This is a genomic window from Streptomyces deccanensis (assembly GCF_022385335.1).
Lineage (GTDB): Bacteria > Actinomycetota > Actinomycetes > Streptomycetales > Streptomycetaceae > Streptomyces > Streptomyces deccanensis.
The window spans coordinates 6397607-6410093 of record NZ_CP092431.1 but is presented as its reverse complement, the minus strand read 5'-3'; the positions used below and the strand labels follow the sequence as shown (position 1 = coordinate 6410093).

At 72.0% G+C, this 12487-nt stretch carries 10 protein-coding genes; 4 read left to right on the top strand and 6 right to left on the bottom strand.

Annotation, left to right across the window (positions count from 1 at the left end):
• Window positions 1-73 precede the first annotated feature (73 nt).
• Complete coding sequence (locus L3078_RS28645) at window positions 74-1153, top strand: C40 family peptidase (RefSeq protein ID WP_239756795.1); 1080 nt, start codon at window positions 74-76, stop codon at window positions 1151-1153.
• Between the two features lie 248 nt (window positions 1154-1401).
• Here the strand turns inward: L3078_RS28645 and L3078_RS28640 are convergent, their stop codons facing one another.
• Window positions 1402-2286 carry a LuxR C-terminal-related transcriptional regulator gene (locus L3078_RS28640; protein ID WP_275593175.1) on the bottom strand — a complete coding sequence of 295 codons (885 nt, stop codon included), beginning with the start codon at window positions 2284-2286 and terminating at the stop codon, window positions 1402-1404.
• Window positions 2283-3572 (bottom strand): ATP-binding protein, encoded by a 1290-nt coding sequence (locus L3078_RS28635; protein ID WP_239756794.1) that lies wholly within the window; start codon window positions 3570-3572, stop codon window positions 2283-2285. Before L3078_RS28635 ends, L3078_RS28640 begins: the two co-directional genes overlap by 4 nt.
• 167 nt (window positions 3573-3739) lie before the next feature.
• Here L3078_RS28635 and L3078_RS28630 point away from each other — a divergent pair, with 167 nt between their 5' ends.
• Window positions 3740-5284 carry a PspC domain-containing protein gene (locus L3078_RS28630; RefSeq protein ID WP_239756793.1) on the top strand — a complete coding sequence of 515 codons (1545 nt, stop codon included), beginning with the start codon at window positions 3740-3742 and terminating at the stop codon, window positions 5282-5284.
• Between the two features lie 688 nt (window positions 5285-5972).
• Here L3078_RS28630 and L3078_RS28620 read toward each other — a convergent pair.
• Window positions 5973-6518 (bottom strand): DoxX family membrane protein, encoded by a 546-nt coding sequence (locus tag L3078_RS28620; RefSeq protein ID WP_239756792.1) that lies wholly within the window; start codon window positions 6516-6518, stop codon window positions 5973-5975.
• 341 nt (window positions 6519-6859) lie between these two features.
• Window positions 6860-8140 (bottom strand): hypothetical protein, encoded by a 1281-nt coding sequence (locus tag L3078_RS28615; RefSeq protein ID WP_239756791.1) that lies wholly within the window; start codon window positions 8138-8140, stop codon window positions 6860-6862.
• Window positions 8141-8457: 317 nt separating this feature from the next.
• Between L3078_RS28615 and L3078_RS28610 the strand changes: the two genes are divergently transcribed.
• Window positions 8458-9351: a DUF4429 domain-containing protein gene (locus tag L3078_RS28610; protein ID WP_239756790.1), complete on the top strand. Its 894-nt coding sequence runs from the start codon at window positions 8458-8460 to the stop codon at window positions 9349-9351.
• Between the two features lie 23 nt (window positions 9352-9374).
• On the opposite strand, the gene L3078_RS28605 is transcribed toward L3078_RS28610, so the two are convergent.
• A complete protein-coding gene (locus L3078_RS28605; RefSeq protein WP_239756789.1) occupies window positions 9375-10169 on the bottom strand; it encodes a class II aldolase/adducin family protein in 795 nt (264 codons plus the stop codon).
• A 208-nt stretch (window positions 10170-10377) separates the two neighbouring features.
• On the opposite strand from L3078_RS28605, the gene L3078_RS28600 reads away from it, so the two are divergent.
• Window positions 10378-10860, top strand: a complete 483-nt coding sequence (locus L3078_RS28600; RefSeq protein ID WP_239756788.1) for a pyridoxamine 5'-phosphate oxidase family protein — start codon at window positions 10378-10380, stop codon at window positions 10858-10860.
• A gap of 15 nt (window positions 10861-10875) precedes the next feature.
• On the opposite strand, the gene guaA is transcribed toward L3078_RS28600, so the two are convergent.
• On the bottom strand, window positions 10876-12456 hold the full coding sequence (gene guaA / locus L3078_RS28595) for a glutamine-hydrolyzing GMP synthase (protein ID WP_239756787.1): 1581 nt from the start codon (window positions 12454-12456) through the stop codon (window positions 10876-10878).
• Window positions 12457-12487 lie beyond the last annotated feature (31 nt).

Here is a 12487-nt window from a genome sequence, read left to right as displayed (position 1 = left end):
CCCAGGCGGTCCGTACGGACAGACGATGTTCGTACTGCGGACGGCGGTCGTACGGAGAGGACGTGGACTCCACGTGGCAGCGCACCGCAAGCCCAGACAGCGCTCGATCGGCGGCCACACGGCCCGCACGGCCGCGACGATCGCCCTCGCTGGCGCGGCGACCGCGACCGGTTTCGACGGCACCGGGCACGCCGATCCCCAGCTCACACCTGAGCAGGTGAAGGCGAAGGTGGCGAAGCTGTACCAAGAGGCCGAGGTCGCCACGGAGAAGTACAACGGCGCGAAGGAGAAGGCCGACAAGGCGCAGGAGAACCTGGAAGAGCTGCGCGATCAGGCCGCCCGCCGCACCGAACGGCTCAACTCGGCCCGGGACGAACTCGGTTCGGTGGCCGCGGCGCAGTACCGGGACGGCGGCATCGCCCCCTCCTGGCAGCTCGCCCTCTCCGCCGATCCCGACCAGTACCTGGAGGGCGCGGCCCTCGCCGAGCGCGTCGGCAGCCGCCACTCGGCGGACGTGGCGAGCGTGCGGAAGCAACTGCTGGAGATCGAACGGCTGCGCGGCGCCGCCCGCGTCGAACTGGGCACGCTCAAGACCCGCCAGACGGAACTGAAGCGGCACAAGAAGACCGTCACCTCCAAACTGACCGACGCCCGGCAGCTGCTCGGCCGACTCACCACCGAGGACCGCACCCGCCTCGACGCCCGGACCGGCGGCACAGGGCACGCCTCGCGCTCCTCCACCGGGGCCCAGCGCAACCTCTCCGGCCCGGTCTCACCCGTCTCCGCCCCGGCCGACGCCCCCAACTCCCGCGCCGCCGCGGCCGTCTCCTACGCCTACTCCAAGATCGGCAGCCCGTACGTCTGGGGCGCCACCGGCCCCAACGCCTTCGACTGCTCCGGCCTCACCCTGGCCGCCTACCGCGCCGCCGGCGTCTCCCTCCCCCGCACCACCTACTCCCAGATCAACGCCGGCCCCCGCGTCGCCCGCTCCGAACTCCGCCCCGGCGACCTCGTCTTCTTCTACTCCGGCATCAGCCACGTGGGCATCTACATCGGCAACGGCCAGATGATCCACGCCCCCAACCCCTCGGCCCCGGTACGCGTGGCACCTCTGGACGAGATGCCCTACGTGGGGGCGACCCGGGTGGCCTGAGCCGGGCCCCGAGGCCTGATGGCCCGAGCGCGGCGGCTGAGGCGGCTGAGAGCTTTCGGTCGTGCGCATGCGCCGCCGTACGGCGGTGACGGCGGCCGGCGCGGCGGCACCAACCGTGCCGGGAGGCACGCCGGGCTTCCGGACCCGCCCGGCGGCCCCGGCCGCCCCGGCTCCCCCCGGCCCACCCGCGCTCGCCCACACCACCGGCAGCCGCCCGACCGGCAGAGCGGCCCCGGAGCCTCCGGCCCTCACACCAGGCGGCGTGCCGTCGCCCACCTCGTCAGCTCATGACGGTTGGAGAGCTGCAGCTTCCGCAGAACGGCGGAGACGTGGGACTCCACCGTCTTCACCGAGATGTAGAGCTGCTTGGCGATCTCCTTGTACGCATAGCCGCGGGCGATGAGCCGCAACACCTCGCGCTCGCGCTGGGTGAGGCGGTCGAGGTCCTCGTCGACGGGCGGGGCGTCGGTGGAGGCGAAGGCGTCGAGGACGAAGCCGGCCAGCCGGGGAGAGAAGACCGCGTCGCCCTCCTGCACCCGGAAGATGGAGTCGACCAGATCCGAGCCGGTGATCGTCTTGGTGACATAGCCGCGCGCGCCGCCCCTGATCACCCCGATCACGTCCTCCGCCGCGTCCGACACGGACAGAGCGAGGAAGCGGACGGGCTGCTCGGCGTCCGCCATCAACGCCGAACACCGGCGCAGCACTTCGACACCACCGCCGCCGGGCAGGTGCACATCGAGGAGCACCACCTCGGGCCGCGTACTCGTGATCACCGAGACCGCCTGGTCGACGTCGGGAGCCTCCCCGACCACCTCCACACCCGTGCGGTCCGTCTGCCCGATCTCGGCCTGGACTCCCGTACGGAACATCCGGTGGTCGTCGACCAGCACGACCCGGACATGCCGCCCGGGCCCGGACGGTCCGGGCGCGGCGGATGCGGCAGGCGCGGCGGATGCGGTGCTGCCGTCGGGCTCGGGGGCCTGGCCGGGCGCGTTCTGCCGGTCGGCCTCCCCGGGGAGGCCCTCGGTCGGGCCCGTGCCCCGGGCGGCCGCACCTCCCGGGCCCCCGCTCGACGTCGTGCCCGAACCGCCCTGTGCGGCAAGGTCGTTCGCCCCGTTCGCGTCACTCATGACGTCGTCTCCGCCCTCTCCATCTCCAGCTCGACCTCCGTGCCGCCGCCCGGTACGGCGCGGAGCCGTGCCGTGCCTCCGTTGCGCTCCATGCGGCCGATGATCGATTCTCTGACGCCCATGCGGTCGGCGGGTATCGCGTCGAGGTCGAAACCTGGGCCGCGGTCGCGGACGGACACGAAAACGGTCCTTCCCTCGACCTCGGCGAAGACCTGCACGGCACCGCCCTCGCCACCGTACTTGGCGGCGTTCACCATCGCCTCGCGCGCGGCCTGCATCTGCGCGGTCAGTCCCTCGTCGAGGGGGCAGTCGCCGACGACCACCACCTCTATGGGGACGCCGTGCTGGTCCTCGACCTCCGCCGCGTTCCGTCGTACGGCCTCGGCGAGCGTGTCGGGCTCGTCGTCCTCGTCCTTTCCCGTGCCCTCGGGCTTGTACAGCCAGTTCCGCAGGTCGCGCTCCTGGGCGCGGGCGAGGCGGCGGACCTCGTTCGGGTTGTCCGCGTTCCGCTGTATCAGTGTCAGGGTGTGCAGCACCGAGTCGTGGACATGGGCCGCGACCTCCGCTCGCTCCTGGGCGCGGATGCGCATGAGGCGCTCCTCGGAGAGGTCCTGGGTCATACGGACGAGGTACGGTCCGGCCAGCAGGGTTATGCCCACGAGGACCGCGAGCGCCGCCTGCAGGACCGAGCCGAGGTGGGCGGCCGAGCCCTGGAGGACGAATATCCCCGAGACGCCGGCGGTGACCAGCAGGACACCGGCGACGGAGCGCAGCAGTGTGATCGTGCGCCGACGGCGGCCGACCTCGGCCCAGCGGGCCCGCCGCGCGTTGTCCGCCTGGCGCCAGACCAGGGCGACGCCCGCGGCGACGAGCACGGTCGGCCAGAGATACGCCGTGGCGCCTTCTCCGAGGTTCACATTGCCGACGAAGACCATGGCCACGACGACCATGAGGAGCAGGGCGACTATCTGGCCGCGGTCGGGCTTGCGGGCCACGAGTCTGCGGCGGCCGTCGGGGGAGGTCTCGGTGGCGATGGCCGGAGGCCGCTGGTTGTCGACGCCTCCCACGCCGAGCGGGACGAAGAACCAGAACGCCGCGTAGACGAGGGCGCCGAGGCCGTCGGCCAGGAAGAGGCCGGCGAACACGAGCCGCACCCAGGTCACAGGCAGGCCGAGATGTCCGGCGAGCCCTCGCGCCACGCCTCCGAGCCAGCGTCCGTCGCTGCTGCGGTAGAGCTTGCGCGGGGGCCGCGGAGTGTCGACTGGCAGTGCTGCGGCTTCCGGCATGGCATCGATGTTCACACGCATGGCGGAGCGAGGCATCAGGGTCGACCCCCGAGACGCCCCTGATCTTCGACGCGGGCGTGATCGAACACATCCCCCGGGCGGATATCAGGGTTGGACCAGGGTCATCCCGACTGCCATCGGACCGGCTCGGCGGTCACGATGGACGCATGACGGATCACCAGCACGCGGCAGAGGAGCCGGACCCCGGTTCGGGTCCGGACGCCCTGCGGCCCACCACGGAGCCGCAGGATGCCGTGCCCCCACCGGGCACGGGCTCGGAGGAGCCGCGCGCGCACGGAGGCGCGGGGGCACGCCCCCACACGGGCGCCCGAACGCATGCGGGAACACACACGGGCACGGGCCCGCAGGCGGGCGCGCGCCCGGGCACGGGCGCACCCGCGGATCGGTCGGGTGCCGTAGGCGCCGACGATCCGGCCGCCGCCCCCGCCGCCCCGCACAGGTTCCGCCGCGACCGGCGGTACAAGATGCTGGGCGGTGTCTGTGCCGGGCTCGGGCGGCAGTGCGACATGGACCCGGTGATCTTCCGCGTGGTGCTGGCGGTGCTTTCCCTCACCGGGGGCCTCGGCCTCGTCTTCTACGGCTTCGCCTGGTTGTTCGTGCCGTACGACGACGAGGAGGAGAACGAGGTACGCAAGCTGCTGACCGGCCGGGTCGACGGCCAGGCCCTCACGGCCGTGCTCTTCGCGCTGGTCGGCTGCGGTGTCTTCCTCACCATGCTGGGCAACACCACCGTCCTGACCTTCTCGGTGGTCGTCTCCCTGCTCCTGGCCGGCGCGGGGTACTGGTCGCAGCACCGCGGCGCCCCCGACCCCGATCCACTGGCCGCCCAGGCGGTGGCCGACGCCCCGCCGGAGGCCCAGGCACCCCCCGTGGCCTCCGCCTACCCCTCGTGGTGGCGCGACCCCATAGTCAAGGACGGCACGCACGTCGGTGGCACGGGCTACCTGTGGGGCCCGTGGGGGACCCGCGACCGGGACATAGCAGCGGCCGTCAACATCGCCCAGGGCGTACGCCCCAACCGCCAGGACATACGCGTCGCGCGTCCGCCGAGGCCGCGGGGGCCGCGCTGGATCGGCGGCTGGATATTCCTGCTCGCACTGCTCGCCGGCGGCATCGGTACCAGCGCGACCTGGGAGGGCCGCACCCTGGCCGCCAGCCTGCAGACCGGTCTGGCCTGTGCGCTGACCGTGTTCGGCCTGGGCATAGCCCTCAGCGCCTTCCTCGGCCGTACGGGAGCCGGGTCGACCTTCCTGGCCGTGGTGACGGCGGGCCTCCTGGCGGGCACGGCGGCGCTTCCGTCGAACATCACCACCGACTGGGCCCGTACGGAGTGGACGCCACGGAACGCGGAGAGCGTGGCGGCCCGCTACGAACTGGGAACCGGAGTGGGCACGCTGGACTTGTCCGGGGTGGACATACCGAAGGGCGAGGCGCTGACCACGAGCGTGGAGGTGGGCGCGGGCAAGGTGAAGGTGGTGGTTCCATCGGACGTCACCGTGCGGCTCGACGTCGAAGTGGGCCTGGGAGACATCCAGTTGCCGGGTGACGACAAGGAGGACGTGGACGTGGCACCGGACAAGACCGATCGGCTGACGCTGGCCCCCGAGAAGGGCTCGGGCGGCGGCGGGACGCTCACCATCGACCTCGAAGTCGGTCTGGGACAAGCGGAGGTGACCCGTGCTGCGGCATGAGTTCCGGCCGGCGAAGCTCGTCGCGGGCCTTTTCCTCACCGCCGCCGGTGTCGTGTACCTCGGCGACGCGGGAGACGCCTGGGAGACCCCCTGGTTCGTGGCGATACCGCTCGTGGTCGGAGGGCTGTGCATCGCGGGGGCGGTGGCCACCCTGGACCATGCGATCAGGGGGCGTCGGGGCGCGGGGCGGATGGGGCCGACTGGACCGATGGGGCCGATGGGCCCGACGGGGATGACGGATACGCGAGGACCGGTGGGACCGGTGGGACCGACGGGGCCGATTGGCGCGACGGGGCCGGAAGGAGCGACCGGAGCGACGGGGCGGGGAGGCCCTGCGGGACCGACTGGAGCGAAGAGGGCGACAGGAGCGGGCGGATCACCCTGGAGGGACGGACACGGCTGAGACCGGCGGCGACGGGTGGGCGTGGCTGACAGCGGGCGGGCAACCGGGCGGCGCGGCCGGGGGACAGCCGGGCGGCGCGGCTGCGGGCCGGCCGAGAGGGATGAGCGATGGCGGGGAATGGGTGGACGCGGCTGGGAGCGGATGGAGGGCAGCCCTGTCGCGGATTCGTGGCCCGGTCGCGCCGGCTGAGCCGTGATGGGTGGAGGGCGAGCCAGGGGCCGGGTTGGGCCGCGACGGGAGCGGAGCGGAGTGTGGCCGGCTGGGCGGGGCAGGGCGTGGTGGGGGTCAGTGGTAGGCGCCCGCGCGGTGCCTGCTGGTGGTGCCCCGGCGGCGGGAGCGGAGGGCGGCGTCCACGGAGAGGACCGGTGCGCCGGCGAGGATCAGGGGGATCCAGGCCATGAGATAGGGCAGGTCGTTGCCGTAGTAGTACGGGGATGCCGACCAGCTGACCGTGAGCCAGAGGCTGAGGGAGATCAGGGCTCCGCCGAGGGCGGCGAGGCGGGTGAGGAGGCCGAGGAGGGTGCCGATACCGACGGCGAGTTCGCCGATGGCGATGGCGTAGCCGAAGCCGACGGGGTTGTTCAGGGCCATGTCGATCATGGCTGGGATGGCGGAGGAGTCTCGGGCGGCGCTCATCATGTCGCCGATGGAGCCGGAGCCGGAGTCCGCCATGAACGCGCTGTCGGTGAGTTTGTCCAGGCCGGCGTAGATGAAGGTGACGGCGAGGAAGACGCGTAGGGGCAGGAGGGCGTAGCGGGTGGCGGTGTCCCGCCAGTCGGGGCCCTCGTCGAAGTAGGGGGTGGGGGAGTCCGAGCGAATGTCGTGAGTCATGGTCTGCGCCGCCTCTTGTCCGCCGTGCCGTTGACCCCTCAACAGACGATACGTTCACAGGGGTGGGGGTGCTCAATGGTTCGGGCGTGTTTTTCCGGGTCAAAGTGCCTTGTCGGAGAGGCGGGGTTGTGGTTCCGGGGGCTTCCTCACCCCCGCCGCCCTCACCCGTCGTATCCCAGGGGCTGGGCCCCTTCGCCCCCGCCCCGACACCGACCCGTCCCCGCGCCCACGTCCGCCGGGCGCTCCGTCCGCCGCACCACGACGGGGTTCCCACGGAAGCCGTCCAGGGGCGCAGGGCCCCGCCTCTCCCCTCCCCCGCTGCTCTCCCCCTCGACGGCTGGTCAATCCGCTGAGACCTCGATGGTGTAGCGGTTGGTTTCCACGCCGGCCGCTGTCACTACCTGTACTTCGACCTTGCCGGGTTCGACGTCGGCGGGGACGGGGGCGGTGAGGACGGCGTCGGTGGGGTTGCTGAAGCCGCCGGCCACGGGGACGAGGGGGACGTGGACGTGGACGGGTCCGATGCGGACGACCATGCGGGAGAGGTGGTCGGCGGTCTGGGCGCCGGGTGGGACGAAGCCGGAGCCGCGGATCTCGATGTCGTCGCCGTTGCGGATGGGGGCGTCGAGGTCGCCGGCCTCGCGGGCGCGGACGACGGAGAGGATGACGGGGCGGCCGCCCTCGGCGTATTTGCCGGCGACGTAGGTGGCGGCCGAGACCAGGACGAGGAGGGCCAGGCCCCAGGGGAGGTCGGGGAGTTGGTCGGGGCGGCGGGCGAGGCGGACCGCCGCGAAAACGAGGGCGACGGCGCAGATGAGGACGTACTGGATGTCGGAGAAGCTGCCGCGGCCCGAGTCGTCGGTGAGGAGGTCGGCGGCGCGGGGGCGGTGGGCGCGGACCTTCTGGAGGCGTTGGGCGAGGACACGGAGGCCGACCACGCGGCGGACCAGGACAGCGATGCCGCAGACGACGGCGAGGACGGTCACGATGCCGGCGCCGCGGGCGAGGTCGAGGCCGGCGATGAGGGCGTCGCGTTCACGGTGGTCGGAGGCTGCGGCGAGGCGGCCGACGAGGACGAGGACCGCGAAGACGACGAAGAGCACCCAACCGGCCGCGATCGCGCGGGAGGTGGAGAGACGGTTGTCCTCGCCGATGACGGGGGCGAGGGCACCGCCGCGTGCCCGGTGCAGATAGCCGGCGCCCGTCAGCGCGGCGGCGACCAGCAGGGCGGCGAGCAGGCCGGCGGTGCGGGCCGCCGTCCAACCGGCGCCGATCGCGGTGAGGGACTGGACGAGGAGGAGGGTGACGACGGCGGCCCAGACCACGATGGCCGTGCGCAGCCACAGGCGGGCCAACCAGGCCTCGCCCTCGACCCGGCCGCGTTCGGCGACGAGGGCCGCGGACTGGGTGAGTTCGTCGGAGACCCACTGGCGGGAGGCGGACGCGGAGTGCGCGACGGCCGCGGGCAGTCCGTGCCCCGACGCGAACTCCTCCCGCTTCAGCAGGAACTCGGCGACCGCGCGCCGGTGTCCCGCGCGCGCCCCGTGCGGGCAGTCCCCGCACGTGCACCCGCCGTCATGGGCGCCCGCGCCCATGCCCCCTCTCGCCTCCTGCACCGCCATGCCCGAGCCCGCCTTCCCGCGCCGACGTCCGTGGGCGCCTCCGCGCCCACGTCCGCGTACTTCGGCCTTCGCCGCCACCGTCATTGCCCTCTGCCGGCAATGCTGTTACCGCTGATACTTCCGAGTCGATACCGCCGCCGTGCGGGTCGTACGTACGTCCGCGCATTACCACAGCCGTGCGGCCGTACAACTGCCCTGCGATGACAGCGAATTGTGCCGTATGGAACACGGCCCGCATTCGGCAGGGCCACTCCGTGCGGGGGAGGCGCGGGGTGAAAGGCCGGTGCTCGTGTTGACCCGGCTGGGAGAATCCTCCTATGGCCGAGATCATCCAGCGCGACGGCGTCTGGGCCTTCGACGGCGACACGGTCCGGATCACGCCGGGCCTGCACCGTTCCGTGGCGCTGTTCCGGCAGACGTACGGGGAGATCGCGGTGCCTTTGGAGGCGGTGGCCGGTGTCGTCTACGAGCCCGAACGCAAGCGCGGACGGCTGCGGTTGCGGCTTCGCGAGGGCAGTGATCCGCTGCTTCAGGCCACGGGCGGGCGGCTGCCGGACGCGGCCGACCCGTACCGGCTGACGGTCGATCTCGACCGGTCGGGGATCGCCGAGTACGTGGCCGAGGAGATACGGCAGTCGATGCTGCTGGAGCAGACGCCGAAGGAGCCCGCCCGTGCCTATCTGCTGCCGGGACCGCCCGTGCCGGTGTCGGTGCGGTCCAGTGACGGCACGGTGTCGTTCGACGGGACGCGGGTGCGGATCGACTGGAACGACACCTCCGACCGGGTCAAGCGCGCGACCGGTCCACGGATCATCGACGTGGGTGAGCTGGTGCAGGTCGAGTGGCTGCCCAACTCCGGTTACGAGGACGGTTTCCTGCGGTTCGTGACGCGCGAGACCGTGTTCTCGAAGCTGCCGCCGGAGCGGGACCCGTTCGCCCTCGACCTGTGGGGCAGTACGCGTCGCGACCTGCTCACCGCCCTCGTGGCGACGGCGGTCACGGCGCGGCTCCCCCATCCGTCGACCCGGGTGAACGGTCATGCGGACCGGTCGGGGCCGGAGGCCGGGACCGTCACCGCCCGGCCTCCCGCCTCCGACCACCATGACACCCTCCTGCGCCGGCTCCGCGAACTCGGTGAGCTGCATCGCGGCGGCGTCCTCACGGACGAGGAGTTCGCGGCCACGAAGGCGGCGGTGCTGCGCGACTTCTGACGGCTCGCGCTCGGACTCCGCCCTCAACTCAGCAGGTCCGGCTCGCTGCGGCTGATGTCCTGCCACAGCGGCTGGTAGTTGATCCACGCCACCAGGTCGCCGCCGGCCTGTTCCCGGGTCGCGACGGCCAGCCGGTGTTCGATGAGCAGGGGCCGGCCGGCGGCCTTCGCGGTGAGCTGCACCTGGGCCGAGCGTTCCATGGACAGGAACCACCAGGCCGCCGCGTCGACCGAGTCGCCGACGGTCAGCAGACCGTGGTTGCGGAGCACGAGGGCCTTGCGGCTGCCGAGGACCGCGGCGATGCGGCGACCCTCGTCCGCGTCCACGGCGACGCCCGTGTAGTGGTCGTAGAGCGCCTGGTCCTCGTAGAAGGCGCAGGACTCCTGGGTGATCGGGTCGAGCAGCTCGCCGAGGGCGGAGAGGGCGCGGCCGTGCACGGAGTGACAGTGGGCGACGGCGACGACGTCGGGGCGGGCGGCGTGCACCTGGGCGTGGACGGTGAAGGCGGCCTGGTTCACGTGGTAGCGGCCCTCGATGACCTGGCCGTCCTGGTTGGCGAGGACCAGGTCACTCACCGTGACGTGCTTGAAGGGCATCCCGAACGGATTGACCCAGAAGCAGTCGCTGTACTCCGGGTCGCGCGCGGTGATGTGTCCCGAGACCCCCTCCTCGAACCCCATACGCCCGAAGATCCGCAGGGCCCCGGCGAGCCGTTCCTTGCGGTGCCGCCGCTCGTCCTCCGCCGACTCGTGCATCGGCGGCATGGCGAACCGGAGCTGGTCGGTGGGTAGGGGCAGGGGCGGTGTGGGCCCGTGCATGTGTCCTCCAGAATGACTTCCTTTACGAAGCGGAAGTTACCGTCGGTCCCCCACGGAGAACAGGTCCGTCCGGTGAAGAGGGTGCGCAACCGTTACGCAAGTCACCGAAGCGCGTCAGATGGCACTCCGCCGGGCGGGCAGGGCGACACGGTACGTCGCTCGGGGTAACCGGACAGTGGTTGTCGGGTATCCGCGTGAGACTCGACGTATGCCGGAGAATCTTTCGAACTGGGGCGCCTTCGTCGCCGCCGAACCCGATCTCGCACAGACGGTCGAGGCCCGTTTCGGCGCCTTCACCCATCACGTCCTCGCCACCCTCCGCAGGGACGGCTCGCCGCGGACGACCGGGCTGGAGGTCCGGTTCGTGAACGGGGAGCTGTGGCTGGGGATGATGCCCGACTCGCTCAAGGCGCTCGATCTGCGCCGCGACCCCCGTTTCGCGCTGCAGGCCAACCCGGGTCCGGGAACGGAGATGGGCGGAGGGGACGTACGGGTGAGCGGACGGGCGATCGAGGTCGACGATCCCGCGGTGAAGGCCGCGTACGGCGAAGAGGTGGAACCGCCGGAGCCGTTCCACCTCTTCCGCACCGAGCTGACGGAGGTCGTACGGACCTACGTCGAGGACGAGAAGTACCTGGTCGTCCAGGTCTGGAAGCCGGGAGGGCCGGTGCGGACCCTCAAGCGGACCTGACCGCTCAGACGGGAGTCACTCCCACTCGATGGTGCCCGGGGGCTTGCTCGTCACGTCGAGGACGACGCGGTTGACGTCGGCGACCTCGTTGGTGATGCGGGTGGAGATCTTCGCGAGGACGTCGTACGGCAGCCGGGACCAGTCGGCGGTCATGGCGTCCTCGGAGGAGACCGGGCGCAGGACGATGGGGTGGCCGTAGGTGCGGCCGTCGCCCTGGACGCCGACGGACCGGACGTCCGCCAGCAGCACCACCGGGCACTGCCAGATGTCGCGGTCGAGACCGGCGGCCGTCAGCTCCTCGCGGGCGATGGCGTCGGCCTCACGGAGCAGGTCGAGACGGTCCTTGGTGACCTCGCCGACGATCCGGATGCCGAGGCCGGGGCCGGGGAACGGCTGGCGCTGGACGATCTCCTCCGGAAGGCCCAGCTCCTGGCCGACCATCCGGACCTCGTCCTTGAAGAGCTTGCGGAGCGGCTCGATCAGCTTGAACTCGAGGTCCTCGGGGAGGCCGCCGACGTTGTGGTGGGACTTGATGTTGGCGGTGCCGGTGCCGCCGCCGGACTCGACCACGTCGGGGTACAGCGTGCCCTGGACCAGGAACGCGACCTCGGGGCCCTCGTCGGCGATGATCTCCGCCTGGGCCTGCTCGAAGACGCGGATGAACTCGCGGCCGATGATCTTCCGCTTCTGCTCGGGGTCGGAGACCCCGGCCAGCGCCTTCAGGAACCGCTCCTCGGCGTCGACGACCTTCAGCTGGACGCCGGTCGCGGCGACGAAGTCCTTCTCGACCTGCTCGGTCTCGTTCTTGCGCATGAGGCCGTGGTCGACATAGACGCAGGTCAGCTGGGAGCCGATGGCCTTCTGGACGAGGGCCGCGGCGACGGCGGAGTCCACGCCGCCGGAGAGGCCGCAGATCGCGCGCTTGTCGCCGACCAGCTCGCGGATGGCCTCGACCTGCTCCTCGATGACGTTGCCCGTGGTCCAGCTGGGGGTGATGCCCGCGCCTCGGTAGAGGAAGTGCTCCAGGACCTGCTGGCCGTGCGTGGAGTGCATGACCTCCGGGTGGTACTGGACGCCGTACAGCTTCTTCTCGTCGTTCTCGAAGGCGGCGACCGGGACGACGTCGGTGGAGGCCGTGACGGTGAAGCCCTCGGGGGCGGCGGAGCAGGCGTCGCCGTGGGACATCCAGACGGACTGCTCGTCGGGGGTGCCCTCGAAGAGGGTGCTGCCGGACTTGGACACGTGCAGGGGGGTACGGCCGTACTCGCGGGCGCCGGTGTTGTCGACGGTGCCGCCGAGGGTGGTCGCCATCAGCTGGAAGCCGTAGCACATGCCGAAGACGGGGACGCCGGCTTCGAAGAGTTCGCGGTCGAGGCGGGGGGCGCCCTCGGCGTAGACCGAGGAGGGGCCGCCGGAGAGGATGATCGCCGCCGGGTTCTTGGCGAGCATCTCCGCGACCGGCATGGTGCTCGGCACGATCTCGCTGTAGACCCGGGCCTCGCGGACGCGGCGGGCGATGAGCTGGGCGTACTGGGCGCCGAAGTCGACGACCAGGACGGTGTCGGGAGCGGCGGCAGCGGGGTTCGCTGATGACACGGGGTGCCTTCCGGCGGTCGGGCGGGGGTCT